31 protein-coding genes and 2 tRNA genes are annotated in these 24,234 nt (G+C 61.7%); 13 read left to right on the forward strand and 20 right to left on the reverse strand.

The annotated features are described in order from the left end of the window. Positions 1 to 5: 5 nt before the first annotated feature. Together AC1DR6_RS02585 and AC1DR6_RS02590 are read left to right on the forward strand one after the other, a co-directional pair. On the forward strand, positions 6 to 491 hold the full coding sequence (locus AC1DR6_RS02585) for a pyridoxamine 5'-phosphate oxidase family protein (RefSeq protein ID WP_476827605.1): 486 nt from the start codon (positions 6 to 8) through the stop codon (positions 489 to 491). 13 nt (positions 492 to 504) lie between these two features. Continuing rightward, positions 505 to 810 (forward strand): hypothetical protein, encoded by a 306-nt coding sequence (locus tag AC1DR6_RS02590; RefSeq protein ID WP_476827606.1) that lies wholly within the window; start codon positions 505 to 507, stop codon positions 808 to 810. A 66-nt stretch (positions 811 to 876) separates the two neighbouring features. Here AC1DR6_RS02590 and AC1DR6_RS02595 read toward each other — a convergent pair whose 3' ends face one another. From AC1DR6_RS02595 to AC1DR6_RS02610, 4 genes are all read right to left on the reverse strand, one after another. Then, complete coding sequence (locus AC1DR6_RS02595) at positions 877 to 1,467, reverse strand: PopZ family protein (RefSeq protein WP_476827607.1); 591 nt, start codon at positions 1,465 to 1,467, stop codon at positions 877 to 879. Positions 1,468 to 1,624: 157 nt separating this feature from the next. Beyond that, entirely contained in the window at positions 1,625 to 3,004 is a 1,380-nt protein-coding gene (locus tag AC1DR6_RS02600; protein ID WP_476827608.1) for a TolC family outer membrane protein, read from the reverse strand. Between the two features lie 198 nt (positions 3,005 to 3,202). Then, positions 3,203 to 3,844, reverse strand: coding sequence for a protein-L-isoaspartate O-methyltransferase family protein (locus AC1DR6_RS02605; RefSeq protein ID WP_476827609.1), 642 nt, complete (start codon positions 3,842 to 3,844; stop codon positions 3,203 to 3,205). A gap of 211 nt (positions 3,845 to 4,055) precedes the next feature. Then, positions 4,056 to 4,129: transfer RNA gene (locus AC1DR6_RS02610), tRNA-Cys, on the reverse strand. 160 nt (positions 4,130 to 4,289) lie between these two features. On the opposite strand from AC1DR6_RS02610, the gene AC1DR6_RS02615 reads away from it, so the two are divergent. Then, a tRNA-Asn gene (locus tag AC1DR6_RS02615) sits at positions 4,290 to 4,364 on the forward strand. 198 nt (positions 4,365 to 4,562) lie between these two features. Here the strand turns inward: AC1DR6_RS02615 and AC1DR6_RS02620 are convergent. Further along, entirely contained in the window at positions 4,563 to 4,889 is a 327-nt protein-coding gene (locus AC1DR6_RS02620) for a hypothetical protein (protein WP_476827610.1), read from the reverse strand. Positions 4,890 to 5,679: 790 nt separating this feature from the next. On the opposite strand from AC1DR6_RS02620, the gene AC1DR6_RS02625 reads away from it, so the two are divergent. After that, positions 5,680 to 5,817, forward strand: coding sequence for a hypothetical protein (locus AC1DR6_RS02625; protein ID WP_476827611.1), 138 nt, complete (start codon positions 5,680 to 5,682; stop codon positions 5,815 to 5,817). A gap of 70 nt (positions 5,818 to 5,887) precedes the next feature. Beyond that, positions 5,888 to 6,202, forward strand: coding sequence for a hypothetical protein (locus tag AC1DR6_RS02630; RefSeq protein WP_476827612.1), 315 nt, complete (start codon positions 5,888 to 5,890; stop codon positions 6,200 to 6,202). A gap of 68 nt (positions 6,203 to 6,270) precedes the next feature. On the opposite strand, the gene AC1DR6_RS02635 is transcribed toward AC1DR6_RS02630, so the two are convergent. The 9 genes from AC1DR6_RS02635 to AC1DR6_RS02675 form a co-directional block, all read right to left on the reverse strand. Continuing rightward, positions 6,271 to 8,703, reverse strand: coding sequence for a phage tail tape measure protein (locus AC1DR6_RS02635; RefSeq protein WP_476827613.1), 2,433 nt, complete (start codon positions 8,701 to 8,703; stop codon positions 6,271 to 6,273). Beyond that, a complete protein-coding gene (locus AC1DR6_RS02640) occupies positions 8,700 to 9,335 on the reverse strand; it encodes a hypothetical protein (protein WP_476827614.1) in 636 nt (211 codons plus the stop codon). Before AC1DR6_RS02640 ends, AC1DR6_RS02635 begins: the two co-directional genes overlap by 4 nt. Before the next feature lie 204 nt (positions 9,336 to 9,539). Further along, positions 9,540 to 9,764, reverse strand: a complete 225-nt coding sequence (locus AC1DR6_RS02645; RefSeq protein WP_476827615.1) for a hypothetical protein — start codon at positions 9,762 to 9,764, stop codon at positions 9,540 to 9,542. A gap of 35 nt (positions 9,765 to 9,799) precedes the next feature. Then, the gene (locus AC1DR6_RS02650; protein ID WP_476827616.1) at positions 9,800 to 10,699 is read right to left on the reverse strand and encodes a head maturation protease, ClpP-related; all 900 of its coding nucleotides are present in this window, start codon (positions 10,697 to 10,699) and stop codon (positions 9,800 to 9,802) included. Next, entirely contained in the window at positions 10,687 to 11,262 is a 576-nt protein-coding gene (locus tag AC1DR6_RS02655; RefSeq protein ID WP_476827617.1) for a hypothetical protein, read from the reverse strand. Before AC1DR6_RS02655 ends, AC1DR6_RS02650 begins: the two co-directional genes overlap by 13 nt. 1 nt (position 11,263) lies before the next feature. Then, positions 11,264 to 11,614 carry a hypothetical protein gene (locus AC1DR6_RS02660; RefSeq protein WP_476827618.1) on the reverse strand — a complete coding sequence of 117 codons (351 nt, stop codon included), beginning with the start codon at positions 11,612 to 11,614 and terminating at the stop codon, positions 11,264 to 11,266. Further along, the gene (locus AC1DR6_RS02665; RefSeq protein WP_476827619.1) at positions 11,611 to 12,024 is read right to left on the reverse strand and encodes a hypothetical protein; all 414 of its coding nucleotides are present in this window, start codon (positions 12,022 to 12,024) and stop codon (positions 11,611 to 11,613) included. Before AC1DR6_RS02665 ends, AC1DR6_RS02660 begins: the two co-directional genes overlap by 4 nt. Positions 12,025 to 12,171: 147 nt before the next feature. Continuing rightward, positions 12,172 to 13,023 (reverse strand): hypothetical protein, encoded by an 852-nt coding sequence (locus AC1DR6_RS02670; protein ID WP_476827620.1) that lies wholly within the window; start codon positions 13,021 to 13,023, stop codon positions 12,172 to 12,174. A 406-nt stretch (positions 13,024 to 13,429) separates the two neighbouring features. Further along, positions 13,430 to 14,200, reverse strand: coding sequence for a hypothetical protein (locus tag AC1DR6_RS02675; RefSeq protein ID WP_476827621.1), 771 nt, complete (start codon positions 14,198 to 14,200; stop codon positions 13,430 to 13,432). A 687-nt stretch (positions 14,201 to 14,887) separates the two neighbouring features. Here AC1DR6_RS02675 and AC1DR6_RS02680 point away from each other — a divergent pair. After that, positions 14,888 to 15,130, forward strand: coding sequence for a hypothetical protein (locus AC1DR6_RS02680; RefSeq protein WP_476827622.1), 243 nt, complete (start codon positions 14,888 to 14,890; stop codon positions 15,128 to 15,130). Between the two features lie 419 nt (positions 15,131 to 15,549). On the opposite strand, the gene AC1DR6_RS02685 is transcribed toward AC1DR6_RS02680, so the two are convergent. The 5 genes from AC1DR6_RS02685 to AC1DR6_RS02705 form a co-directional block, all read right to left on the reverse strand. Continuing rightward, positions 15,550 to 16,791 (reverse strand): AAA family ATPase, encoded by a 1,242-nt coding sequence (locus tag AC1DR6_RS02685; RefSeq protein WP_476827800.1) that lies wholly within the window; start codon positions 16,789 to 16,791, stop codon positions 15,550 to 15,552. Continuing rightward, positions 16,778 to 17,041: a hypothetical protein gene (locus tag AC1DR6_RS02690; protein ID WP_476827623.1), complete on the reverse strand. Its 264-nt coding sequence runs from the start codon at positions 17,039 to 17,041 to the stop codon at positions 16,778 to 16,780. The genes AC1DR6_RS02685 and AC1DR6_RS02690 overlap by 14 nt, the downstream gene beginning before the upstream one ends. 144 nt (positions 17,042 to 17,185) lie before the next feature. Continuing rightward, a complete protein-coding gene (locus AC1DR6_RS02695; RefSeq protein ID WP_476827624.1) occupies positions 17,186 to 17,386 on the reverse strand; it encodes a hypothetical protein in 201 nt (66 codons plus the stop codon). Then, on the reverse strand, positions 17,383 to 17,610 hold the full coding sequence (locus AC1DR6_RS02700) for a helix-turn-helix transcriptional regulator (RefSeq protein ID WP_476827625.1): 228 nt from the start codon (positions 17,608 to 17,610) through the stop codon (positions 17,383 to 17,385). Before AC1DR6_RS02700 ends, AC1DR6_RS02695 begins: the two co-directional genes overlap by 4 nt. A 91-nt stretch (positions 17,611 to 17,701) precedes the next feature. Beyond that, positions 17,702 to 18,895, reverse strand: coding sequence for a tyrosine-type recombinase/integrase (locus AC1DR6_RS02705; RefSeq protein WP_476827626.1), 1,194 nt, complete (start codon positions 18,893 to 18,895; stop codon positions 17,702 to 17,704). 218 nt (positions 18,896 to 19,113) lie between these two features. On the opposite strand from AC1DR6_RS02705, the gene AC1DR6_RS02710 reads away from it, so the two are divergent. From AC1DR6_RS02710 to AC1DR6_RS02730, 5 genes are all read left to right on the forward strand, one after another. Next, complete coding sequence (locus AC1DR6_RS02710) at positions 19,114 to 20,427, forward strand: tyrosine-type recombinase/integrase (protein WP_476827627.1); 1,314 nt, start codon at positions 19,114 to 19,116, stop codon at positions 20,425 to 20,427. Continuing rightward, positions 20,427 to 21,068: a hypothetical protein gene (locus AC1DR6_RS02715; protein ID WP_476827628.1), complete on the forward strand. Its 642-nt coding sequence runs from the start codon at positions 20,427 to 20,429 to the stop codon at positions 21,066 to 21,068. Before AC1DR6_RS02710 ends, AC1DR6_RS02715 begins: the two co-directional genes overlap by 1 nt. A gap of 104 nt (positions 21,069 to 21,172) precedes the next feature. After that, a complete protein-coding gene (locus AC1DR6_RS02720) occupies positions 21,173 to 21,364 on the forward strand; it encodes a helix-turn-helix transcriptional regulator (RefSeq protein WP_476827629.1) in 192 nt (63 codons plus the stop codon). Positions 21,365 to 21,478: 114 nt separating this feature from the next. Next, positions 21,479 to 21,697, forward strand: a complete 219-nt coding sequence (locus tag AC1DR6_RS02725) for a hypothetical protein (protein ID WP_476827630.1) — start codon at positions 21,479 to 21,481, stop codon at positions 21,695 to 21,697. Further along, the gene (locus tag AC1DR6_RS02730; RefSeq protein ID WP_476827631.1) at positions 21,697 to 22,557 is read left to right on the forward strand and encodes a hypothetical protein; all 861 of its coding nucleotides are present in this window, start codon (positions 21,697 to 21,699) and stop codon (positions 22,555 to 22,557) included. Before AC1DR6_RS02725 ends, AC1DR6_RS02730 begins: the two co-directional genes overlap by 1 nt. A gap of 126 nt (positions 22,558 to 22,683) precedes the next feature. On the opposite strand, the gene AC1DR6_RS02735 is transcribed toward AC1DR6_RS02730, so the two are convergent. Beyond that, positions 22,684 to 23,097 (reverse strand): hypothetical protein, encoded by a 414-nt coding sequence (locus tag AC1DR6_RS02735; protein ID WP_476827632.1) that lies wholly within the window; start codon positions 23,095 to 23,097, stop codon positions 22,684 to 22,686. Positions 23,098 to 23,309: 212 nt separating this feature from the next. On the opposite strand from AC1DR6_RS02735, the gene AC1DR6_RS02740 reads away from it, so the two are divergent. Together AC1DR6_RS02740 and AC1DR6_RS02745 are read left to right on the forward strand one after the other, a co-directional pair. Beyond that, the gene (locus AC1DR6_RS02740; protein WP_476827633.1) at positions 23,310 to 23,579 is read left to right on the forward strand and encodes a hypothetical protein; all 270 of its coding nucleotides are present in this window, start codon (positions 23,310 to 23,312) and stop codon (positions 23,577 to 23,579) included. Then, positions 23,501 to 23,926: an IS5 family transposase gene (locus AC1DR6_RS02745; protein WP_476827634.1), complete on the forward strand. Its 426-nt coding sequence runs from the start codon at positions 23,501 to 23,503 to the stop codon at positions 23,924 to 23,926. Before AC1DR6_RS02740 ends, AC1DR6_RS02745 begins: the two co-directional genes overlap by 79 nt. The last annotated feature ends 308 nt before the right edge of the window (positions 23,927 to 24,234 follow it).

Consider the following 24,234-nt stretch of genomic DNA (forward strand, 5'->3'; position numbering starts at 1 on the left):
TCACCATGTCTCATCACAGCGATCAGGATCGGGTCTGGGAGCTTATCGATTCGATCAAGTTCGCCATGCTTGTCACCCATGACGGTCAGGGCGACGAGCTGCGGGCTCGACCGATGTACGCGCATGGCGAGCGGGATCAGGACACGATCTATTTTCTGACCGATCGCCGCAATCACAAGGATGACGAAATCCAGGTGAACGACAATGTCTGTCTGGCTTTCGCGGATACCAGTGGCCACAAATACTTGTCAGTCACCGGGACCGCGAGCGTCCTCGAAGACCGAGCGCGCGTCCACGAGCTGTGGGATGACAGCAACAAGGCTTTCTGGGACAGCAAGGACGACCCCAACATTCGTGTCCTGCGGGTTCGCCCGAGCATGGCCGAATACTGGGACAGCCCCGGCAAGATCGTCACCAGCGTCAAGATGGCTGCCGCAGCTTTGACCGGCGCCAAACCCGACCTCGGCGAAAATCGCAAGGTCGCATTGTAAGGAGCCGATGCACATGAAATTGCTCGTCAACGCACTCGGCGCCTGGGTCGCCGTTCGGGCCGCCGAAGGGCATTACCCCCGCCCGGTCGCCATTGGCCTCACCATGCTCGTGTCTCGTCTGGGCGCGCCTGCCGCGGCGCTCGCCATCGCCGGCTATGCGCTCAAGCGGCTCGACGAGGCCGGCGCCTTCGACGATTTCAAGCAGGCCCGACGCTCTTCGAATGCTCCGTCCCGGCTCAATGACCGCCGAAGCGAAGCGTCGGACGAGAGCAACCCTGACCGGCCTCAGAAAGAGCGCGACCGACCAGCCGAAGCGTGAGGCGAAGACAAAAGAGGCCGGCTCTCGCGAGCCGGCCTCTTTTTAGTGTTCTACTGGCAGCGTGGTTCAGCTGCGGCCGCCGCGTGCAACGCGCTCGATCTCGGCCCGCACCAGACGCTCGACCATCCCCGGCAGATTATCGTCGAGCCATGATTTGAGCATGGGCTTCAGCATATCCTTCACAAGATCCTCAAGCGTGCGAGCATTGCTGCTGAGAACGGTGTTAGCGAGGTTGCCGAAGGCGCTGGTTACCGCCGAGCTCGTCTGATCCGAGAGCAGCGTGGCCATGTCGATGGCAGGCCGCATCGGCGCGGCAGCCAGTGGCGGCTCCGGCATCGATACGGGCTCGGGTACGGCCATAGCGATGACGGGTGCCTGAAGCTCCGGCTCCAGCTCAGGCTCCGCGAAATCGATATCGGATTCGTAGTGCGGTTCGGGTGTCGGAGTGGGCGCTGGAGCAGCGACGAAAGCCGCCTCTGTGCCTAGATCCAGGACATCGTCGTCCAGCGGCGCCGGCTCAGGCTCGTCCGCAATGGGGGCTTCTGCCGCTGGAGCGCCCTCCTCCGCCGGCTTGGTCTCGTCGTCGGAGATGATCCGCCGGATAGAGGCGAGAATCTCCTCCATCGACGGTTCGTTGGGTTTCGCTTGCGCGTTCATGACAGCCTGGACCGTTGGATCCTATGCGCGTCGATGGAATCAACGCTGCTCCAGCCGGCAGTATTCCATGAGACTCGCGCGGCACAAGCAGCGCGCGACCTCTCCCACAGGAGAAATCCGCGCTGTTGCGAGAATGCGCCGAAGCTGACGGGGCTTTTCAGCGACCGTCGGGCGTCTGCGTGCCCCAGAGCAGGCCCTTGACCTGATCGTAATGCTGGCGCGCATCGTAGGATTCGGCCTTGAGCTTCAGCGTCTGGGCCGAAAGGCGCCCGGAGGCAGACAAGACCGAATAGGAAGCGACCACCCGGTCGCGCTGGGCACTGACGAGGCTGGACCGCGCGCTGACGAGCGACTGCTGGGCATTGAGCACGTCCAGCGTCGTGCGCTGACCGACCTTCGCCTCTTCGCGTACGCCTGCGAGAGCGGTGGTTGCCGCCTCGACCTGCGACTGCGCCGCGACGATTTGCGCCTTCGCGGCCTCGAGCCCACCCCAGGCCGAAACCAGCGCGGCGCGCACCGTGTCACGCTGCGTATCGACTTCGATGCGGCGCTGACCGGCCGTTTCCTTGGCTTGGCGCGTCGCTGCGTAAACTTGGCCGCCTTCATAGATAGGGATCGTCAGCGAGCCGACGATGCTGGCCGACAGGCGGTTGTCGCCATAATACTGATTGTCGTAGCGCTGCTGGACCGCGCCGGTGAGGCCGAGCACCGGGTAAAGGCTCGATTCCGTCACCTTTACCTGCAGTTCGGCTGCATCCACGCCGTGGAGCGATGCGACGATCGCCGGATGGTTCACCAAGGCCTGGCCAAGAGCGGCCGGCAGGTTGCGCGGCAACAAGGACTCGACCGGCCGGGCCGGCGCAAGTTGGCGCGGCTCGGCGCCGACATTCTGGCGATAGCGCGCGACCGAGGTCTTCAGATTGGATTCGGCGAGAATGGCCTGGGATTGCGAGGCCGCAAGGCTGGCCTCGGCCTGCGCCACGTCGGTGCGTGTCACCTCGCCGACCTGAAAGCGATCGCGCGTCTGGCGCAGCTGCTCTTCCAGAACCTCGACGTTGTTGCGGTTGAGATTGAGGATCGCGGTATCGCGCAGCACGTTCATGTAGGACGTGGCCGCGTCGAGCAGAACGTTCTGCTCGGTGTTGCGCAAGGCCGCCCGCGCGCCCAGCACCTGCGATTCGGATTGGCTGACCTGCGCCTGCGTCTTGCCGGAGTCGAAGATGTTCTGCGTAATCTGGACGCCCGCGCCACGCGGACCAAGCTTCGACGTCTGCGAGGTATGATACGGGGACGAACTGGCCAGACCCGGGATCTCGGACTGGGTGATGCTCGCGCCGATATCGGCCGATGCCGTGATGCGCGGACGATAGCCGGACAGCGCCTGCGGAACGTTCTCATCGGTGGCGCGCACCGAGGCACGCTGAGCGTTCAAAGTCGGATTGGCACCATAGGCCCGCGCAAGCGCGGCCTCCATGGTCTGTGCCATCGCACCGTTCGACAAGCCGGCTGCGATGACGAAGGCAATGCCGCCCGCCACGCCTAGACCCAGCTGATTCTTATTCAGTCGTATTTCCACTGGACGCCTCTCGTGCGCACGCAAAGTCGCGCCTAGGCATCGCCCCAGCCTCGGCAGAAGTGTTGGACTCATACTCCGATCCGGCTCCTGAGCCAACGCGGTGGCACAGCCCGATCGGTTTCAACCGCAAGGTGGCGCAAAAATGCGACACCTTGCACATTAGAAGGTAAATGCCGGTGGACGACGGAACTCGACCAATTCCGGCGCAAACGCGTCAAAAACGGTCCGCCCGGAGACCGCACCCATCGATTTCTGGTAAAGCCTGACGCGTGCGGCACGCCCGACGCCTTCGATCACAATCAGCCTGCCCTCCTCCCGCAGGAGAGGAAACAGCGTCGAAGGCTGCATTTCGCAAGCGCCGCTCACGAGAATCGCGTCGTAGGAGCCAGCCGCCGGCTCCTTGTCGAGGATCGCGACCGCAGCCGCACCGGCAGCGCCTAAAGCCGGCCCCGCGAGCATGCGAGCCGCTTCATCCGGCTCCCAAAGCGCGGTCGCGACGCCGACATGGTGCATCAGAGCCGCGCCGTAACCGCTGCCGCCGGCATATTCGAGCGCGTTTTCGCCGGGCTCCAGCTCGAGTTTCTGGATCATCCGCGCCACCACCATCGGCGCCATGAGCGCGCGACCCGTTCCAGGCAAGGCGATCGGCTGGTCGAGATAAGCAAGATGCGATGCGCCCGACGGGACGAACGCCTCCCGGGGCACGGCATCGGCGGCGGCGAGCACGGCCCGGTCCGTCACATCATAGGTCCGCAGCTGGCAATCGACCATGTTGCGGCGCAGCTCGAGGAAACCTTCCATGCCCGAAATCTCCGTCCACGGCCCGAACCGGCAGCCGCGCCTACAGGGCTGGCGGCGACCGATGCAGCGGCGCATTCGGCGCCGTTGATGGCTGCTATCTGTTCGAGTGCAGCGCAAAAGGCAAGCGCGGCTTACTCCCGACAAAGCTGCGCCGAGGACCGCGCCACAGCGCAGGTCAGGACGCAACGACCGATGATGTCGAAAATTGCTTTGGAGGCCTCGCCCGGAATCGAACCGGGGTGCAAGGATTTGCAGTCCTCTGCGTAACCACTCCGCCACGAGGCCTTCCGCGAGCGGCAAGCCGTCTCGCAGGGACGCTATAACCACAAGCGGCACGGCGCCGCAAGCGGGGCAGCGTGTTTTGAGGCCATGTACAGACGGTTGCGGATTGCCGGCGAAAAGGGGTTGCGCGGTGGCCATCGCGCCGCTATTACCCCGCCACCGTTCCCGGATAGCTCAGCGGTAGAGCAATCGACTGTTAATCGATTGGTCGCAGGTTCGAATCCTGCTCCGGGAGCCAGCTAAATCCACTAAATCGTTGATATCGTTGGGAAAATGACGCCGCTTTGGCGCCCTCCCCTAGCGCTTTTCCCAAATCGCTATTGCCACAACTAGCAAGATTGTGCGGTTTGACGTGAGGCAGAATCGCCCCAGGGCGACTCGCCTGATCGTGTGTGGCCAGATCGCCAGCCGCTCGGCCGTGTCCGGCCTTGCTTCGCTACTGCACCGGCCGCAAACGCGTGCCGCGGGCTCCTGTGTGGATTTCAAATGGCCGGCCGTAAAGCTCGGCAGTATCCGCCGGGTCTATGACGCCGATCGCCGACCGCAGCGCCGCAAAGGCTGCCTGGCCGGCCTGTTGCGTCGCGGGGTCGTCGCTCTCAAGCGGCAGGGCGATCATATGCCGGGCGCCCTCCATGCCGAGGCAATCGAGCCGCAGCACCATGCCGTCGCCGGTGGCGTTCGGCCGATAATCGCTTTCGATGATTTCAAGTGTCTGCCAGCCGTTCGGAATCGCAGGAGCCATGTCAACAGCAACGAATTTCATGATCGGAATCTCCGACGCCGGAATGGCGTGAATATATTAAATCTCTCGCACAAGAAATTAGTCAAATACTATATTGCTTGACAAGCAATACTATTAGAGCTTGTCAAGCATCATTAGTATGCGCCGATGGTATCGGGAGTATTTCGACCTAACGCGGGAACAGACCCAGATCGCGGGTCCTGGCTTGCAAAGGCAGAACAAATGCGGAACATATTCGGATGCGCCCCCCACTCCGCATCCGCCGCCTTCACGGACTCAACGACAAGGTCGCGTGCTTCCAAATCCGCGACGCGCTCGATCGTACAATTAGCATCTACTGCGAGGAGGCCGACCTACGGCGCGAGGTCGCGAAGCTATTCAGCCCGCAAGAGGCCGAGGCGCTGGCAAAATGGATCGCGCGGCGCTTGACGGACGAATGGTCGGTGCCAGTTGAACGCCCGACTCCCCGTTAACTGGGATCACGGGCATCTGAGGTATTTTTTCGCGCGAAGATTGTGACAATCTTGCCGTGCACGCGAATTCCTTATGCGTTTGTCTAGCGTTAGCCGAGGCCTTTGAACCTTATGCCTATGGCTCCATAACCTACCAGATGTCGTGTCCACAGGCTCAAATCAGCACTAGTCATTGACGAATAGCCGGTGATTCGCGTAAAAAAGGGCAAGGCTGCGTCTGCGGCCCTGCCCCTCTGCATTAGGTCCGGTGCGCCTAAGCAGTACCGGATCACGTAGTCTGAACAACGCGTGTTTAGCTCGGGAAAAGGGTTCAGAGCAAGCCACCCGGAGCCATTCAAATGGCAACGAAGCAGACTGGTAACAAAGCCTCGTCGATCGCCGGAAAGGTGCTCGGCGGAGCGAAGCCCACCAAAGCTCAGGTCAAGACACTCGCTGCGTCGGTTCTGAGTCAGGACGAGAAAAAGGGGCGTCGCTGAGTTTCAGCTTAGCTGCAAAGGTGCGGCGAGAGGAAACTCGCCGCACCAACCTCTCCACCACGGGGGCGATATGAAAGAGACAATCCGGCGAGCAATCGTAAGTTCAGCCGTCGAAAAGCATACAGGTAAGGCTCCTTCGAGCATCTACAGCTTTGACAGTTCGGCGTACGCCATTATGAGTAAAGGCTACGACTTTGAAGCGTCCGCTCACTTTTCCGATAGCTATCACTACGGTGAAAGCAGCCACCTTAGCCTAAAGGTCAATGGAGAGAAGTTTGAGGGCTATGATTATGGCGACGGCCACCATTTTACCGGAACCATAAAAGGAAAAACGGTATCACTCTATGATTATGGCGAGGGTAAATTCTACACGTACTCGGTTTAAATGACGCCCGCGTGTCCGTACATCCGGGATCACGCGGGCGTCCTATGACAGCCCAAAGGCCGTCAACCTTATCGGGTGACCAGATGGCCCATAGACGTACCGACGCTGGTCTTCACCAGCGGCGTTGACGACGTCGACGACATGCCCGAAACCGTGCCAGGGCCGTCGATCTTGACGGTTAGCGTTGACGCAATCGAACCCTCGAGCGTCGAGGTGACCGGCCCTTCAACTGTAGCCTTGACCGCCTGCGTCTCGGCACGGAGCTTTTCGTGATACTCATGGCGACGCTTTTTCGCGTCGTCATGCTCCTGCCCCGGTAGGGCGTTTTCCTTGGTCACACCAGGCGCCGCAGGCTTGTAGTCGTTGAGCAGGATCGCCGTAGTTCCGACAACGGCAGCGATAGCGGCGCCACCCAACGCAGCCGATCCGATGGCCACGCCAGGCGCGCCTTTCTTCATGACGTCGTTGACGACGCTTCCGCCACCGAGCTTCACGGCCGCCGCAGTCAATGCCGCCGCTGACGCATCCAGAGCGGCCGCTGACGCGCCAAGGGCGGCACCGCCTGTGATGAGGCCCGAAAGCTTCATCGCTCCTCTAGCGCCGCCGTAGAGGGCCGCAGCGCCTGCGCCAAGCGACAGAGCCTGCTTCCCACCGTCCGGCAACTTGTCGAACAGTCCGAGGCCATTTGAAAACTGATCGGCGCCAAACTTGATCAGCCCTTCGTTGGCTCTGCCAACCGACAAGACGAACTGCTCGATCGCGCCTTTTGCCTGCTCGAAGGAACCGCCAACGCCGGCCATGATCGCGTCGGCTTTCTTCTTCGCGAAGTCGGGATCATCCCCGGCGCCGCCCAAAGCCTTTCGGCTCGAGACATACTCGTCACGCTGCGCCGCCGTGATCGCGCCCTTGCCACCATGCTTGTTGGTCAGGAACGCATTCAACTGCGCGAGCGTCATTTTCGACTGCATGACCGCGTCGAGCAGCCCTTCAGCGTCGACGGACTCGGCGGACATCTGATGGAACTTGCCGGCTGCCTTGGCAACGTTGACCCGATCGGCGGGTTTCATCGTCCCCTTTTTCGTCTTGCCCATCTGACCTTCAACGGCCTCGGTGACAGCGGTCGTGAATTTCCCCTTGTCACCAATCAGGCCCTTGTCCGCCAAGACCTTTTCGAGATTGGCGCGGGTCTGCGGCGTGAACTCGAGGCCCATGCCATTGCGGAACTGACCTTGCAGGCCGTTGACGTCGAGGCTGCCCGGCATCTTGACGAACTTGTTATAGTCGATCCCTGCCGCGTTGAGAGCCGCAAGCCCGTCTTTAGTCGGGGCGACAAGCTTGGACGCCGTAGATCGCATGAACGTGCCGGCTTCGTCACCGCGCAGGCCCGCGCGCCTGGCGACGGCCGCGATCGACATCATGGATTCGGGCGTCAGTCCGGCAGCCGTGCCGGATGCGGCAGCGTATTTGATATATTGCTGAACGTCCTCGTCCGACATGCCGCCGAGCTTGGCCATTTTGACAAGCTGATTGGTGGCCTTGTTGGCCTCGAAAAGCGCTTTCTCCTTTGTCGAAATGTCCTTGCCGGTCGACTGCAAATAGCTGCGGATTGCCTCCGCGGCCTTTTCCATATCGGCTTCCATGACGAGAGCGTAATTCTTGACGTTCTCGATGATGCCCTGACCGATTTCGGCCTTTAGATCGCCGGTAATATTGGACGGCAGGCCCTGCATGGCCTTAGTCTGGGCTTTGACGATGTCGAGATTGTTGAACTGCGTCGCCTGCGCGATCCGGTTCGCCTGGGGTAGCAGTGCGCCCTTCTGCGCGGCCTCGCTTATGTCAGTGAATTCCCGCTGCTTTCGGATCGCGATGTCGAAATCGGCAACCGTCGATGCTACCTTTCCAATGAAGCCCGGTGCCTTCGCGGCCAAGCCCGCGCCCGCTCCCGCGGCAAGCGCACCGGCCGCTTCCTTGCGCCCCTGCGACCGCATCAAAGCCGCCTGGCGCTTATGCAGGGCCGCCGTGGCGGTATTCGTCGCTGCGGCTAGCTGACGCTCTTGCGCGGCGAGTTTGGACAGTGGAACGCCGGCCTGCTCGAGCGCGCGCTTGTTCGCGATGACGGCGGACTTCTGCGCTTCAAATGCGGCCGACGCGCTGCGGACCTCGCGCTGCGCTTTTGCATATCCCCGGCCGAGTGCGGCGGTCGGCTTGCCGGCCTTGGCCATTTCGGCGCCGAGACGGGCGACATTGGCCAACGCGTCGCGAAACGCGGTGCGCGCGGCCGTAAAGCTGGCCTGCGATCCGCGAAACGCGTCGATCGCGCTGACCTTCTGCAGTGACGCCGCGACGGCGTCGGCTTGCTTGCCGAGCTTGGCCATGCCCGACGCCTTGCCGAGCGCGGCCGCAGCCTTGTCGACAGCCTTCATTTTCCCGGCAATATTGTCGAAGGTCTTGCCCGTCTTGTCGACGGCTTCGATAATGGCCCGCGCCCGCATGTCAGTCATCGGTGCAGTGTCCTTGGCGCGCGACTGCGCGTGCGAATATCCGCTGTTTGCTCCGGTGTGAGCGGCGGCTCCAGTGCGGACCAGGAATCTACCGAACGGATATCCGTGCCGCCGGTCGTCGCCGGCATTCTCTGAATCAGAAATCGCCCATGTGCCGGCCCGCTCAAGCAACACATGAGATCGTTGCCACCCGCGCGTTGAATATCATCCCGCGCGTCGGGGCGAAGGGATGCGTTGTCGGACCGGCTGTAGCCAGTCGCTAATTCATATGCGCGGAACAACAATTCTTCCTCGCATTCGAGTTGTAGCAACTCGTCTGCGATGTCTGCGAGCTTGGCAGCGCGCTCACCGTCGACCCCGTGATCGGGGGCGGCCAGAATCCTGTACCCATAAAATTCCCGCCATTCAGTTTCTGCGGGATCGGAAGCATTTCGGCTCGACAGCCTCCGCGCAGCTTTGGCGATGGCACGATCAGCGCGCAGGGTGACGTCTTCGGCGTTATCACTTGGGCACGTAAGCTCTGCTAGTGCAGATTGTAGCTGAGAAATTCTTTGGCGCTTCGGCTTGGTCAGCCGAGAGAATGTGGTCCTGTATCGGATTACATCGAGTTTGGCTGGAATGCGTTGGGTCATGGGAAATCCTTTCGGCCGCAAGCGCGCGGCGGCGCGGGGCTAAGGCCGACGCGGTTGATTGTGAGTGTGGACGGATCGGCCACGCGCGCGGGTCGTCGGGGACGGTGCCGATATTGTGGTTTGAATGGGCGCGGAGGCACCTTTTGCAATGCAAAAAGCCCGCGGCGGATGCCGGCGGCGTGGGGAAGGTGATGTTGGGAAGGATCAGCCCGCCGCGATGACCGCAGGGCGTTGTGTCAGTGAGCGCCGATGGCGCTCGTATCGGGCGACCGCGGCGTCTTGGACCTCAGCCCAAATGTCAGGCGGGACGACGAACGCGGCCTGACCGCCGAATTTTGGCGGCGACATCTTGTAGCCGCCATTTCCGCCGATGCTCAGCGTGACGGATCGCAGAAGAATGCCGCCCGTTTCGACGCTGAACCTGGCCAACGTCTTTTCGTTTGGCGCCCATTTAAAGTTCCGGATCACGGCACGCCCCGCCGATCCGCAAGCGTAGCCGCAAGCGTCGGGACGCCGGCAAGCGCCGATGTCATGACAATCTTGGCGGGATACCGGTAAAGGCGCGCCAGGGCTTCGGCGACCGGCAGTTTGCCGGCGGCCAATTCCTCGCCTAGAGCCGTCACGCCTCGCTCGGCAGCCGCAGCGCGAATGGCTTCGGCCCGCTCGATTGCGGAATCGACGTCGACAGCCGCGGGACCGTTGAGCTTGGCCGCTGCTTTCGCCCATCCGGCAGCGCTGGCGCGGCCCGCGGGGGAATCGGCGCGGGCTTGTGCAGCAATTGCGGCAAGCGCTGTGAACGGAACGTGGGAATAGAGGCTGTGGTCGAACGACGCAGCGGTTTTGGCTGGTGCGCTGCCGACGCGGTCAGCATAGCCCTGAGAGACAGCCTCGTCGGCAGTCATCCACGTTTCGGCAGACATAGCCGCGCGGATCGCTGCGACCGACTGGCGTGTACGGCGGGCGTAAACATCGGCCATCGCGGCGGCTGTCGCTCGCAACTGCTCTATGCTGCGACCGTGGTCGTCGACGTTGCCGCCTGTGATCACGCTCGGGTCATGGAGCATCATCAGGGCGCCCGTCGCCATGGTGATTTCGTCACCTGCCATGGCGATCAGGGAAGCGGCCGAAAGAGCGACGGCGTCGATCTGAACAGCAACCCTGCCCTTATGGGCCGCAAGGGCTGTGTGGATTGCCACGCCCTCATGCACCCAACCGCCTCCCGAGTTAATGCGAACGGTTATGTCCGCATCCCCTCCAACTGCGGCCAGTGCGTCGACAACATCTGCGGAGGTGAATCCCTCGCTGCCGTCGAGATAGCCGACCGGGCCATACAGGCGCAGTTCCGTCCCGTTTAGGATACGCATGCGGACTCCAATTCATGATCGGGAGCGCAAAGAATCGCGGGTTGCGCGTCTTCACGGCGGGGGAAGTCGCCACCTCGGCCCATTACGGCGTCGAACCCACGGCACATGATTTCTTCGTGGCACTCTGACTCGAATAGCTCGGCCTCGGCCTTCGCCATCTCTGCGGCCCGGTCAGGCTCCGTAACCGACCCGGTCAGATAGCCTGAAAGCAAAGCGGTCCGCAGTGCGTCGGGCGCCAGGATCGCGAAGAAATCGAACGGCCGGGCGTCAATCCGCGGGCCGCCAGCCGTGCCGGAATGTCCCGCTGCTGATGTGTTGAACTCCCGTTCCCAATCGCCTTCGCGGCGCGACCGTAGGCCGTTCTGTGTCGGCAAACCTCGTCCTTGCGCGGATGCGATGGCGCGGTCGACACGCCTCTCGACCTCGTCGAAGCTGACATTGGCGGTCTCAAGAAAACTAAGGTGGCCCTGTAGTTCGGCGATGCGCGCGCGCTTCGTTTCGATTGCTGCATTGGCGGCGGCGATCGACGCGGCCAAGCCGCCTGTGGTTGACTTGCTGGCCATGTCAGAATCCCCCCATCGCATCGCGCCAGGTGGCGGGGCGGGGTTTGGCGTATTCGGCGACGGATGTTGCGATCCGGCCGTAGGCCTGCGCGTCGGCAAGGGCCGACGCTGCTCGGCGCGTGGCCGCTTCGAAATCCGCCCTCAACTGCGCGAGCTTGGCGACCTCTGATGGCGGCGCGATCCAACGGCGGACGGTCTCGCGGGAGAGCGCATGACTTGTCTCGATCGCCTTTAGGGAAGCGATCGCTTCGTTGCGTTCACGCTCGGCGTCTCGCGCTACCTCGAACAACGCGTCCTTGCGGGACGTCAGGCGCTCAACGCGCGCTGGGTCGATGGAGAATTTCTTGGTCATGATGTCGGGTCCAGTTTGGAAAGGCGATCGTTGACGGCCGCGAACATCGGGCCAAGGTCAACGGCGAGCGCGATCGACGCGGTCTCGCCGGCACTGATGATCCGGCCGCCGTTGGCCAGGTCGGCGACGAGCGTCGTCGGGAAGTCGTCGTCGGCGCCGAGCACGGCGAAGTCGTCGACGATCTTGACGGCTAGCCTGTAGTTGATGCCGGCTCGAGCAAGCGCGACGGTGGCGGCCAGTCTAAAAACCGACTCGCGGGTCAACTGCCGGCTGTGGCCGGGGCCGGTCGTGGCGATGTCATCTTCGGCTAGGCGGAAGATTTGGCGATCGAGCAGCGTACTAAAGTGGCGATACGGACAATCGGCCGCGCGCGCGGCGTCGATCGTGCGCCATCGGCGGACGTCGGACATATCGTTCTCCTGTTCTTCGCGAACGTGGAAATGAGAGGCAATAGAAAAGCCCGCCAACTCCTTGGAGTGGCGGGCGGATTATCGTCGCGGGCTTGATTGCCGCTTATATACATTGCGACACGCTGCAATTCCGAGACACGAACCCGGTCAGGCGGCGTCGATTTCTTCGAGGGCGGCACCTAAAGCTTCGCACGCCGCCAGGAGGGCGCGACGTGCTGCCTTCGGCGCATAGCTACCGGCGTGGCCGAGGGCCGCTCCCATCGCGGCGAAATTCTCGGCGCGCAACGCGACGTCCAGCGCCAGGACGTCGCGTTCGCCGAGCGTCGAAAGCAGCCGGCCGATACGGCGACGCGCATCAATCACCGTGTCTGGGTCGACGACTGCGGCCGCTGGCGGGGTGCTGCTCGTGCGCTCTACGTGGTCCCACTCCGCATCGAGCCGGACGAAGGCGCCAGACCTCGTCAGGTAGCCGAGGGTGCCGACGCGCACGGTGGGCGGTTCGGATTTGCCGCGGTGTTCCGGGCCAGAAAACACTGCCAGGCCGCAGCGGCGAAGCCCGCCTGGCGCGACCAGCTTCGTGCGCGACCGCGGCTTCTTTCGGAATCGAGTTTCGGGGTAGCGTTCGAACTGGCCTGACCGTTGGCCGGTGATGACAACCGACGTTCGCCGTTCCGCTATGTCGAAGCCGCCGTCGACGTTACGACGCAAAATGACGTCCTCGCGCGCCGCGGTCTCGTAGTCGCCGAGGCGGCGTAAAAGCGCCTCGGCGCTGTCCTCTTTGATTACGAACTCGACGAGCGGCGACTGCGACGGCGCGTTGTCGGCCGAGGGGGCCTCATGCGCGGCCAGCCAGTTCGAGCCGACGCCATCGCTTTCAGAATCTTCACGCAGGCGCTTCCACACCATCAGGCCGGCCAACTCGGCAGCAAGGCCCGCCATCCGGGGCGCGGCAGTCGCAGCCCGACGCGAGAATATCGCTCTGTCATTCTCGGGCGCCATGGCGCGCCAGGTCTCCAGAATGCGGCGACGGGCCGCCGGGGTGTTGTCGTTCGCAGGAACTCGGAACGGCAGGCTGCCTAGATGATGACTGACAACGGGAGACCAGTGGGACGCGTGCGGCATCGGGGCTTTCGCTAGCGCTGGCGGCGCATTCGCGATCAGGCCATTTCCTAATCTTTGGAATTATAACACATGGCCTCATAACGCCGTTCTGGATTGCCTAACGGAATCAACGGGTTGGAGAGCGCGTAAAAATTGCTTCGGGAAAATCTGCAACTTATGCGGATTAGCGAGCCTATACGGCGTCGCTGCGCGGTTGTTCTGCCCGTTATCCACAGATCGGGCCGCGTAGCGCATGCGGGCGCACCTATGCCAAATGCTGGAGCGTTGACGCGCGGGATCGCATTTAACTCTTGCTGCCTTTCCAATCCTTATGAAGCCGCCGCACCTTCAAAAGAGTCTCATTCAAGCGTTTTGCCTTGGCTATGAAGCTATTTGTAACCGCGACCTGCCCCGACACTCCGAAGCTATCGAATTCACGGTCATGATCTTCGTATTGCAGTATAAAATCGTCAATGGCCGCAGCAAGAGGATGGATAACATGCTTTTTAGCAATAAATTCTTGCAGTGAAAGGCCAGCTTTTTCGGATCGCCGAGTCTCGTAGCTTAGTTGGCTCGCAGACATTTTGCTGATTTTCTGATCGGCAATCTCATAAGTGTCCGGTTCTTCAAATAAACTAGCACGTTTGTTTCCGGGGCGATTATCAAAATTGAATTCGGGACTATAATTAGGATCAGGGACGAAAAGTATTCGTTCTTCATGCTGAGGCTTTGGCGTTATATCGACCAGATCCCCGTCGTCAGATTTCCAAACGCAGTGGAATTCGGCAGTGAGTAGGACTTGCGGCCACTCCCAAATCGTCCAACCGAAAACCTCACTGCCGCCATCCGTCGCAATTTTTGCTCGGACACCATCACAGCACCAACCGTAAGTGCCGAATTGGTCTGGCGCTACGCTGACGAAATCGGGGGCGCCCGTTGAAAATCCCCGTGCAAAAGCAATAATCGCTGACGTTATCGCAGGCGGTGTTGTCTCGGATATTTCACTGGTTTGTCGGCGATCAAAATCCAACTTCTCTTTCGAAGCCTGTTTGATTTCCTCGAAACTCATAGACACCGCGCAACTCCAGATTTGTCGTAGCGGCCAGTGCTGCGTGATCCAGAACGGGATTGCAAGGTGTCCGCACTGTCCCCAGCCGGCGTCCGCACTGTCCCCAGCCTGCGGGCACCTTGCCCTAACGAACTCAACGACTTGGCAAAGTGGGGTGTCCGCAGTGGGGGCACTTGGTTGTTACCTTGGGGACATCCGCGGGCACTCTAGGTAACACATTTGCCCGGGATGGTAACGGAGTGATGTTACCACCGTGGTTCGCAATAAATGCGTCGGTTTTGGCAGCGTTGACGCTGCCATCTGCGTTTAAAACGAGCAAACCGCGCTGTTTCCACACGGTGACCGTCTTGCGGCTGACGCCGCGATGGGCCGCATATTCGCTTTGAGAGGCCATTTCTTGTTACCTTTCGTAACAGTTGTTACCCCCTTTTCGGAGTCCGCGGCTGCGGACATCTGGGGGTCTTGCGTCCGAGGCGGTGTGATATTTATCACACGGTCCCTTGCCTGGGGGGGGGGTAGGGTCGCCACTCGCGCCGATGGCATCACGCCGGGGCAGTGCGGGCCGTGGACGGGCACGGGCCGTAGGTCCGCTACCAGTGTGGCCCGCAGGGATAGCGCCCGTCAGAGAGTGCAGCCCGTAGCGTAGGGTTCGCGATCCGTGCGACGGTCGGTATGGGCAGCGGGAGAAGCACGATGATCTTGGTCAAATTCACGAAAATGATCGACGGCAAGTCTGTCGCGATGAAAGACGTTGTCTATGCCCAAAGCCGGCTGCATGTACCCGACTACATGGGCCGCGACGCGACATGGGACGTCACCGAAGAAGATGAACTAGAGGACATCGACGCCCGTGTTGTTGCTGAGGTCGCAAAAAATGGCTACGCGATCGTAAAAGTCACGCATATAATTGCGAAACCTTTTGTTGAGCGCGCCTAGCAAGTGTCTCGATCCTACCTAGTCGCCTTTATGTGTGCGACCGCATTACAGGGCTGCGTGTCAGAAAGGCCCGGAAGCGCTGATGCGAAGGACGCACTGGAAAGCTTGACGTCGTGCCTTTGGGGATCCGCTCAACGCCTCGATGATGGCATTTCAGACGCTTCTACAATCGCCTTGGCCATGAGAGGGCAATGCGACGTTGAGGTACGGAAAATGTCGGCCGTGCACGCAATGCGTCAGAGCGAGCTTGATCCGAGTGTTCAGCAGTCTGCGATCAAGGCGGTCCTGACTTTAAGAGCAAAGAAAGCGCAGCGGTCCTGACCGCCGCTTGCCGGCCAGACGGGCGTTGCAGATTACAACGACCGTTTCGCTCTTATGTAAGTACCTAAGACTCCTCAGAGTCCTCAGACTGAGGAGTCTTAGCACTCTGAGGGGGGTACATAGAGACCGTACCCCCCTTTTTCTGCCTCACCCGCCTCAACCATTTTACCGAGCAGGTACTGGACGTTGGCCAACTTCATGCCGGTGTCCTTAGCGATCTCGCCGGGTGAGCGGTTGCCGGCCCTCAGCGAGGCCATGACCTGCCGCCGTTCATCGGATCGCTTGGCGTCAGCAGCATCGCCAATGACAAACCAACGGCCGGCATCGAACCGCAGTGCCTTTTCGACTTCTTCGACGTCGCGGCCACGTCCATAGAGCTTCGGCCCGTCCGCAGTGCGCGTGAGCACCAATATCGAATCCGCCGCACCGGTTAGGCCGTTCGTGCCCGAGATCATTTCCAACGGGTCTTCCGCTTCCATTTTGCGGACGTGCGTCACGACGACGACTGCAATCCGATGCTCGCTGGCCCAACGCTGCAGCGGAGACAGCGCATCATAATCGGCTGCATAGGAATCTTGATTGCGGCCCTTGGGCTGCCGAACCATGGCTAGGGTGTCGACCACGACGAGCAGCGGTAGCTCGACCGAAAGGCGCCAGGCGTCTAGGCGTTCGATTAGGCCAGCGCCGATCTTGGGAGCCTCGGTGTCCAGCGTAAGGCGCCGAATGTCGGGACGACCCTGCTGGGGGAGTACAAGCCGCAGCCGGTCTTGAAGCCGACGCTGATTATCCTCGAGTGCTAGGTACAGCGCATCGCCCTGACCGCAGGTCGTGCCGAGGCAATCACCGCCGGATGCGACGCCAATACCGAAGTCGAGAGCGAGCCAGGACTTTCCGAGCTTAGGCCGTCCGCCAAGGATCGTCAGGCCCTCAGCGACGAAGCCAGGAACGACATACTTGATCGGGGCAAAGACCATGCCGAGCAGCGTTTCGGCGTCAACGGATGTGGAGACACGAGCGTTGTCATTGGCTGCTGTAGGAGCAGCCCGCCTCAGGTCCATGGTGTTCTTAAGACCGCATAACTTTGCCACGACGTCGAGCCTAGTGCCGCGGGCGGCGGCGCCGATCTCTCGGTCAAAGTCAGCTAGTCTTTGGCGATCCAAATAGGCTGATAACTCAACGCTATAAGACAGGTCTTCGCAGCCCTGCTTTCGCGCGAGCCACTCGACGTCGTCTGCGGTTTCCGGGCCAGGATTTTCGACATCCCAATCGGACGGCCTAATCGGACCGATCAGAGCGGTTAGGTCGACAAGCGGCTTGGCGCTGCAATCAGGTGCGGGCATGGTCACGGGCGTCTGGCCCTCCAAGGTAAGCCGCAACGGCGGCGGCGGTGATTTCGATGGCGACGGGCGGCGTGAAGGTTGCGACGTGCCGGCCGGATAGGTTCGGCGCGGCGATCCGATATGAGCCGTCGGCGCGCTGGCGAAGTTGAAGTCCGAAGATGCGAAGGCCGTCGGTGACCTGCAGGTCAAATCTGGCGAGCAGTGAGCCCGACCCCCGATCGCGTTCGGGGCGCAGTTCTGTGATCTTCATGGAAGCTCCTTTTGCCGGACAAGCGGGGGCGATCCGGCGCCGGGATCGGCGCAGGTTGCGGTGGGTTCGTGGCGGGGGAGGCAGCCCGGCGCGGCGCTGCGGCAACGGGTTTCGACCGGGCGGTGGCCGCGCCGGGGACGGCGTTCAGGAAGGCGCGATCGGACGAATCCCGCTGTTCGTCTCGGCCAAGCGGTCGACGAGACGCTTATGCTGGCGCCGCGCTTCCGGCTCGTCGTAATCGCTGCAGAAATCTGGCCAGTGGTCGTCAGCCTCGAGTTTGAGCTTCGCGACCATCTCTACGTTTAGAGCGGTAAGGGCGGCCTGTAATTGGTCGGTGCGGCTCATGCCGCCGCCCTCCCCGTCCGGGCTGCAATCCGCGCCGCTATCCAGTCGTGAACCTCGCCGCGGACGAAAGCGATGCGGCGTTCGCCGAGCCGAACGGCTTCCGGAAACCGACCGTCTCCGCGAAGGATATTGATTTGAGGCCGGCTCAACGACGTGAGGCGGGCGGCCTCGCCGATGTTGATCAGAGCCGGCAAATTGTCATTGTTGGGAGCGCTGGTAAGCATGACTTCCTCGGGGAAGATGCTGCCATGAGCGACAGCCCTAAGCTTATGGCGGTTCCTACTCCTTATTGTCCACAATTAGCCTATGGCCGGCTTAGCGATGCCCGATTGCGTCATTCTTTAAGAGGAACGACGCCCAAGCATCCATAAGCTTCCGGCGCTTTTGCAAAGCGTCACCTCGACGATAGGCTAGCTCGACGGCGTCGCCGACCGAGTGGGCAAGCGCGGCCTCCGCAACCTCGCGCTGAAAATCAGTGGCCTCGCCACACCAGTCGCGAAATGCAGATCGGAAGCCGTGAACCGTGAAGGCCCCGGCCCCGAGCTTGCCCAGCGGCTTCGACAGCGACACGTCAGCAAGCGGCGCCTTGTCTCGACCGCCGGGAAACACGTAGTCGCTCACAGACCGGGCCATCATGGCCTGCAGGATACCAACAGCCGCGGGAGAGAGGGGCACCCGATGCTCTCTCCCTGATTTCATGCGCGCCGCCGGCACGACCCAAAGCGCGCCGTCCATGTCCATCTCATTCCACAAGGCGCCGCGAGTTTCGCCCGATCGTGCAGCGGTGAGGATGGTAAAGGCCAGAGCCTGGGACGAGACGCTCGTCTCATCCGCCAGCTTGGCAAAGAACGCGGGCGCATCCGTGTAAGGCATCGCCGCGTGGTTCTCTTTGGATAGGGCGTCGCGCTTCGGCAAGATTTGGTCGATGTGGCCTTTCCACTGTGCCGGGTTGTCACCGGATCGCAGCCCGCGAGCCTTGGCGTGGTCGAGGACCATCTTTGCCATTTCACGGCATTTGCCCGCGGTCTCCGGCAGCGTCGTCCATATCACCCGGAGCATTTTCACAACGTCGTCCGTCGTTACATCCGCGATCGGAATCTTGCGAAGCGGCAGCGCATGAACATCAGCAAAGCGGCGCCATCTCGGCTCGGTGTGCCTACCGCGCCACTGTGACTTCATCGCTTCGATATATTCGTCGGCGATCTTGCCGAAGGTCGGGCGATCTTCGCCGGCCTTCCGCTTGCTCAGTTCAGTGTACGGGTCGAGGCCGGCGGCGAGCAAAGTTCTAATCTCGTCGGCCTTGCGTCGCGCCAAGGTCAGGCCGACCTCCCCCGGCAAGGCGCCATATCGGCCCAGCCCGAGTTCGCGTCGCTTGCCGGCGCGGGTGTAGATGAAAACCCAATACTGACGACCTGACGCCGCTTTGTGCAGCCATAGCCCGTCCCCGTCCCTGATTTTCGGTTTGGTTGCTGACTTTATCGCAGCCGTGGTCAGGAGGTTGCGCGCCATCCGATCCTAACGCCTTTCCTAACTACCCACTGTCTTGAATGTCGAAATTGTCGGTAAGGAGCTAGTTCAGACGCCGCTATAAGTCAATTATACCACTAAATTCAATAACTTGCCCCCTGCTCCGGGAGCCAGCAATCACCCCGACACAGTGCTAGATCGTCCAAAAGCGCCGCTCCGGCGCATTTTTTTCGCTTGTGCATGGCTTTAGCGGATCGAGGGTGTCCGCTGGCGTCCAGCGAAGTTGTTGGTATCGCTGTTGGTATCGCGTCGAGATCAACAAAGGCGATGCCAACATGCCGCTAACGGATGCCGCGCTACGGGCGCTAAAGCCCACCCATAAGCCTCGCAAAATTGCCGACGCCGGCGGCCTCTACGTTCAGGTCGCCCCAACAGGTAGCCGCCTGTGGCGCTTCGCCTATCGGGTCGATGGAAGGCAAAAGGTGCTCTCCATCGGAAACTACCCCGAGATCGGCCTTGCGGCGGCCCGGGCAGCAAGGGACGCCGCTCGCGGGCTGTTGCGGGAAGGCCTTGATCCTGGAGTGCAACGCCGCCTAGACAAGTTGGCGGCCGCTTCTGCCGCCGCTGCAACTTTCGGGGTCATCGCCGCCGAACTGATCGCTAAGAAAAAAGCAGAAGGCAAAGCGGTCCGCACGCTCGAGAAGTTGCGCTGGCTCGTCGATCTCGCCTTGCCTGCTCTAGGCCCGCGTCCTATTGCCGCGATTACACCGCCGGAAGTTCTGGCAGTGATCCGGGGGGTCGAAGCGAAAGGTCGTCGGGAGACCGCGAAGCGGCTTCGGGCAACAATCGGCGAGACGGTCAGGTATGCTATTGCCACCGGCCGCGCGACCACCGATCCGACCTACTCGTTGCGAGGCGCCTTGATGGCGCCGGTCGTGAAACACCGCGCTGCTATCACGGACCCGGTTGCCTTTGGCGGCCTTCTGCGGGCGATTGAGGGCTACACTGGTCAGCCCGTTACCAAAGCGGCACTTAAGCTTATGGCGCTGCTGTTCCAGCGCCCCGGCGAACTGCGGCAGGCAGAGTGGTCCGAGTTTGACCTCGAGAAAGCAATCTGGACGATCCCGGCGACGCGCATGAAGATGCGACGGGCGCATCAGGTGGCCCTGCCACGTCAAGCGATTGATATCATCGAAGGGCTTCGGCCGTTGAGTAGCGCGGGGCGGCTACTGTTGCCCGGCTATGGGCTGAGCGGCAGTAACGGGCGCCCGGTCGAGCATCGCTCGCTCAGCGAGAATACTATGAATGCCGCACTCCGGCGGCTCGGCTTCGCTCAGGACGAGATGACCGCCCACGGCTTTCGAGCCGCCGCCTCGACCTTGTTGAACGAGAGCGGACTTTGGTCGTCGGACGCGATCGAGGCCGCCCTTGCCCATCAGGATACCGACGCTGTTCGGCGAGCTTATGCACGGGGGAAGTTTTGGGACGAACGCGTCCGGATGGCGCAGTGGTGGGCTGACGAGCTGGATCGTTTGAGGTCCGGTGGCAAGGTCGTCGCTATCAGGGCTGTGTAATGGCAGAGCCTGCCGACATTCATGCCGATCTTACCTTGGCATCGATCGCCGCGGCGGGAACTTGGCTCCCCCAATTCCACGGCACGCCGATGGTCGAGTTCCTACAGCATCTCGCGCTGCTTCTGGCGAAACGAGCGCAACTTCGCGTCAGGAGTTACGAAATCGAAGGTTTCCACGAGGAAATCGCTGCACTTAAGTCTGCTCGTAAAGCGGCTTTCAATCTGCGGTCGGTGCTCGGCGACACCCCTGTGATCGACGCGAATGTTATCGACAAGAAGCCTCTCGACAAGCTCAGCAGCAGGCACCGAGCTGTGGCGAACGAATTCATGACGGCGCTGGAAACGCAGTCGACCGCGTTGGCCGAAATCGCCGCGCAAGCCGCGAGGCTCCATGAGCTGATCGATGCATTTCATGCGGGCCTTGGGGCCGCCCCTTACCCCTCTCAGGCTGAGGCGCTCCGCCACGAATTCATTTCCGCCGCCAAAGATGCGTGGATCATCCTCACGGGGTCTCCCCCCCGCAAATCTCGTCGCGGACCTTTCGTCCGCTTCGCGGCCGCGATGTGGATCGCTGGCGATCTCGATGACCTTGGAGAGGACCCAGCTGCCAAACTTGGTCCGACCATCGAGCGGCTTGTTTAAGATACCTCAGGTCATAATTTTCGACTTGCGGTAACGCCCCTCGCGCCAACCCTGCACGATCCCGTTCGCCGCCGGCCCACGCCGGCCCCCGAACGGAGATTTCCATGCGAATTGTTTCCATCGCCGAAGCCTGTGAGCGCCTCGGGGTCTCGCGCAGCACGCTGTACTCCGAGGCTCGCGCCGGCCGAATCGCCATCGTGCGGTTCGGCGGCCGCTCCGGCGTGACCGATACTGAGATCGAAAGGGTCATCGCCGAGGCCACGACCCGCGCCAAGCGTCCCCTCCTCGCCGCCTAGCCAAGACACCCGTTTCCCGACGCCATGCGGGAAACGGGACGCGGCCGGCGTGGCGCTCCTCTGCACCGGCCGCACTCCCCTCAAATTCACCGCCATCCCTTTGGGAGTGCTCCTGTGATTATCCGGTCTAACACCAGCGGCGGTGTCGCCGCTGGCTACAACCGTAAAGGCGACAAGCGCATCATCGCTCTTTTCGTCCCGGCCGGCGGCGGCCGCACCAATCGTCTGGAATTGTCGCTCGGCATTGCCCGCGGCGCCATCGACGCGCTCACGCAGGCCGTTGCCGATGCCGATGCGGCCCCGCCGCCCGATCGCTATCGGGGGGGAAAGTGATGGCGAGGGTCGCCGCCTTGCCCACAGGCCGGCTGCCCAGGCGCCCGGCCGGCTTCGGCGCGGCGCTGCACGACCTCAGCGCAAAAATGAACCGGCGCGAGCGACCGATCAGCCCGAAAGCCGCGGGCTGGCGATTTAATTTCTTGCAGTTCCGGTTCTTCGAGATCGATCGGCTGGCCCGTTACAGGGCCAGCGCCGGCATCGCTTATTGCGAAAGTGCATTCGCTAAAGCGGTCAGCGCCTGTGTCGAACCCAACGCAGCCGCGCATTGGGTGCGTCGGTGGGCGCCGACCATTGGCCCTGACGAATTTGACAAGATGATCGATGAGGTCAGTGCCTCCCGGTTCCTCTCGGCCTCGCGGCTCGGGAACCTCCTTGGCCTGACCCGCGACGAACGCGAGAACCTCGATTTCCGCACGATGCGTCCCGCCGGCATGAGCCCGGCCGAATTTGGTGCGATGCGCCGGGCTCGGAAGAAGGACAACGATAAGGCGAAAGCGACCGCCCGTCGTAGGGCGGCCGGCGTCCCGGAAAGGAAGAAAGGCGACGCCGCGGCAGCAGAGGCAGCAGCGCTCGGCATCTCTCGGTCTACCCTCTTCGCCCGCCGCAAGGCCGAACGGCGAGCGGCGGATCCGGAGCCGGACCCCAACGTCGCTCAGGGTAGTAATTATATTCGCGATTTTCGGGTCCAACCTTCCGCTAAAGTCCGGCGCCTTATCGCACCGCAGTGGCTGACGCAGGCTTTCGCCCGCGCGCCTCACGTCACCGCCAGTGACCCCAGCTTGCCCCCCTCGGTTGCCCGCATCGGCGCGATGGTCTCGCACAATGCCGCCGTCATGCACGAGCGGAGGGCAGCGTGATGGTGGTCCCGCTTATGGCCGGCTCTTACCAGAACGGCCGCCACCCGCTCGCGGCACCCAAGGCCTGGCACGCGCCTCAGGCCGCCTCTCGTATTGCGACAGGGAACCGGCGCCCCCCCGCCCCCCTCAAGGTACTTCCCCGCGATCTCTCGGGGGTGCGGCAGCGAGGCCGCCGAGTTCGCATGTAATCTCAAAAGAAAAATACGTGATTTTATTGTAAATTTCTAATGCTGTGGCTTGAGGTACCGTATGCGGTGGGCGAAAGAAAATACTGGCAATGGTTTCGAGATTTACCGCGGGACGATCGCAGATGTCAGGCGCGCCTGTCGCCTCATTCCTGGCCACCGACCTTTGCTGTTTCATGGCACTCGCTTTGCGCGAAAAGTCGTCAACCAAGACACATTGGCGGGCTATGATGGCGAAGTGTGCCTCAGTCGTAACATCGAAACGGCCGCGTACTGGGCTGGCGTGGGGCGCGATGATGATGAAGGCATTGGCGCTTTGCTCTGTTTGTGCCGAGATAGTTTGTCGTGCCGACATAGGATTTATCCTGCGCACGATCCGGTTTGGGACCTAACGAACTATGGTTTCGACGAGGCCGAAGAGCGTGTTCCAGGCATTATCCGGAATGTTCGTGTTTATCTTGTCGGCCTTGCTTGGATGAGAAGCTGAGGCGCTACCGCTAATCGCCGTGCTGACCGCCGGCGTTCAATGATTCGAGCTGGCAAAATCTTGCACTGCGCGTCGCGGCTTTGACTGCAGCCCTGCTGCTCACGCCATTGATGCCGGTCACGGGCCGCGTCGTACGCTCTGTCAACGACCAGCTTGGCCGGAAGCTGACGCTGCCGGATCGCGTGTCGCGGGTAGTCGTGCTGCAGCATCAGACGCTCAATTTCGCGGTTCAGATGAACGCGACCGACAAAATCGTCGGCGTTCTCGATCAGTGGAAGCAGCAGCTCGGTTCACCACCAAAATCCATGCCCTCGTCGATGCGCAAGGGCGCCGCATCCAGCTCGAGCTGACGGCGGGACAAGCCGGCTTCATCGCTAGCGCCACCAACCTGATTGGCCATCCCGCTCCCGGCGCGATGCTGATGGCCGACAAATGTTACGACGCCAACGCCTTGCGCGCCCTCGTCGGTGAACGCGGAGCCTGGGCCAACATCCCGCTCAAGAGCAATCGAAAGGACCCGATCTGCTTGAGTCGCCACCTCTACAGGGAGAGGAAACCGATCGAGCGCTTCTTCAACAAGATAAAACAATTTCAACGCATCGCCACACGCTACGACAAGCTCGCGGAGAACTTCCTCGCAAGCCTCAAGCTCGCATGCGTCAGGATCTTGCTACGCGGTAATGAGTCGACGCCCTAACTCGAGTATGCTGTCGCGACCCGATTGTTACGCTGCGGGCCTGCCTAACTGTCAACACTGTCGGGCCAGCGCTTCCGTGCTGCAGCGGCCACGGCACTACGACAACGGGATCCCGCGCGGCGCATCCCTCTGATTGTTTTTGCCTATCACAATGGTCCATAACAATCGATTTTAAATGGCAGTGCGGAGCTGCTAGCCCTAACAAAACCAATGAAGGCAGAGAGAGCTTCAATCCGCTACGCCTGAGTTTGCTCGGCGATTGCTAAGCTAATGCAACAAACGCAAGCGTTTTAGGCAATATGGCATTT

Source organism: Allobosea sp. P5_A5 (assembly GCF_056400625.1).

What these genes read in the sequence shown, in the direction of transcription:
- AC1DR6_RS02585 (WP_476827605.1), top strand. Translation starts at nt 6, where the DNA reads ATGTCTCATCACAGCGATCAGGATCGGGTCTGGGAGCTTATCGATTCG.
- AC1DR6_RS02590 (WP_476827606.1), top strand. Translation starts at nt 505, where the DNA reads ATGAAATTGCTCGTCAACGCACTCGGCGCCTGGGTCGCCGTTCGGGCC.
- AC1DR6_RS02595 (WP_476827607.1), bottom strand. Translation starts at nt 1,467, where the DNA reads ATGAACGCGCAAGCGAAACCCAACGAACCGTCGATGGAGGAGATTCTC.
- AC1DR6_RS02605 (WP_476827609.1), bottom strand. Translation starts at nt 3,844, where the DNA reads ATGGAAGGTTTCCTCGAGCTGCGCCGCAACATGGTCGATTGCCAGCTG.
- AC1DR6_RS02620 (WP_476827610.1), bottom strand. Translation starts at nt 4,889, where the DNA reads ATGAAATTCGTTGCTGTTGACATGGCTCCTGCGATTCCGAACGGCTGG.
- AC1DR6_RS02625 (WP_476827611.1), top strand. Translation starts at nt 5,680, where the DNA reads ATGGCAACGAAGCAGACTGGTAACAAAGCCTCGTCGATCGCCGGAAAG.
- AC1DR6_RS02630 (WP_476827612.1), top strand. Translation starts at nt 5,888, where the DNA reads ATGAAAGAGACAATCCGGCGAGCAATCGTAAGTTCAGCCGTCGAAAAG.
- AC1DR6_RS02635 (WP_476827613.1), bottom strand. Translation starts at nt 8,703, where the DNA reads ATGACTGACATGCGGGCGCGGGCCATTATCGAAGCCGTCGACAAGACG.
- AC1DR6_RS02640 (WP_476827614.1), bottom strand. Translation starts at nt 9,335, where the DNA reads ATGACCCAACGCATTCCAGCCAAACTCGATGTAATCCGATACAGGACC.
- AC1DR6_RS02650 (WP_476827616.1), bottom strand. Translation starts at nt 10,699, where the DNA reads ATGCGTATCCTAAACGGGACGGAACTGCGCCTGTATGGCCCGGTCGGC.
- AC1DR6_RS02655 (WP_476827617.1), bottom strand. Translation starts at nt 11,262, where the DNA reads ATGGCCAGCAAGTCAACCACAGGCGGCTTGGCCGCGTCGATCGCCGCC.
- AC1DR6_RS02660 (WP_476827618.1), bottom strand. Translation starts at nt 11,614, where the DNA reads ATGACCAAGAAATTCTCCATCGACCCAGCGCGCGTTGAGCGCCTGACG.
- AC1DR6_RS02665 (WP_476827619.1), bottom strand. Translation starts at nt 12,024, where the DNA reads ATGTCCGACGTCCGCCGATGGCGCACGATCGACGCCGCGCGCGCGGCC.
- AC1DR6_RS02670 (WP_476827620.1), bottom strand. Translation starts at nt 13,023, where the DNA reads ATGGCGCCCGAGAATGACAGAGCGATATTCTCGCGTCGGGCTGCGACT.
- AC1DR6_RS02680 (WP_476827622.1), top strand. Translation starts at nt 14,888, where the DNA reads ATGATCTTGGTCAAATTCACGAAAATGATCGACGGCAAGTCTGTCGCG.
- AC1DR6_RS02685 (WP_476827800.1), bottom strand. Translation starts at nt 16,791, where the DNA reads ATGCCCGCACCTGATTGCAGCGCCAAGCCGCTTGTCGACCTAACCGCT.
- AC1DR6_RS02690 (WP_476827623.1), bottom strand. Translation starts at nt 17,041, where the DNA reads ATGAAGATCACAGAACTGCGCCCCGAACGCGATCGGGGGTCGGGCTCA.
- AC1DR6_RS02695 (WP_476827624.1), bottom strand. Translation starts at nt 17,386, where the DNA reads ATGAGCCGCACCGACCAATTACAGGCCGCCCTTACCGCTCTAAACGTA.
- AC1DR6_RS02700 (WP_476827625.1), bottom strand. Translation starts at nt 17,610, where the DNA reads ATGCTTACCAGCGCTCCCAACAATGACAATTTGCCGGCTCTGATCAAC.
- AC1DR6_RS02705 (WP_476827626.1), bottom strand. Translation starts at nt 18,895, where the DNA reads ATGGCGCGCAACCTCCTGACCACGGCTGCGATAAAGTCAGCAACCAAA.
- AC1DR6_RS02715 (WP_476827628.1), top strand. Translation starts at nt 20,427, where the DNA reads ATGGCAGAGCCTGCCGACATTCATGCCGATCTTACCTTGGCATCGATC.
- AC1DR6_RS02720 (WP_476827629.1), top strand. Translation starts at nt 21,173, where the DNA reads ATGCGAATTGTTTCCATCGCCGAAGCCTGTGAGCGCCTCGGGGTCTCG.
- AC1DR6_RS02730 (WP_476827631.1), top strand. Translation starts at nt 21,697, where the DNA reads ATGGCGAGGGTCGCCGCCTTGCCCACAGGCCGGCTGCCCAGGCGCCCG.
- AC1DR6_RS02735 (WP_476827632.1), bottom strand. Translation starts at nt 23,097, where the DNA reads ATGTCGGCACGACAAACTATCTCGGCACAAACAGAGCAAAGCGCCAAT.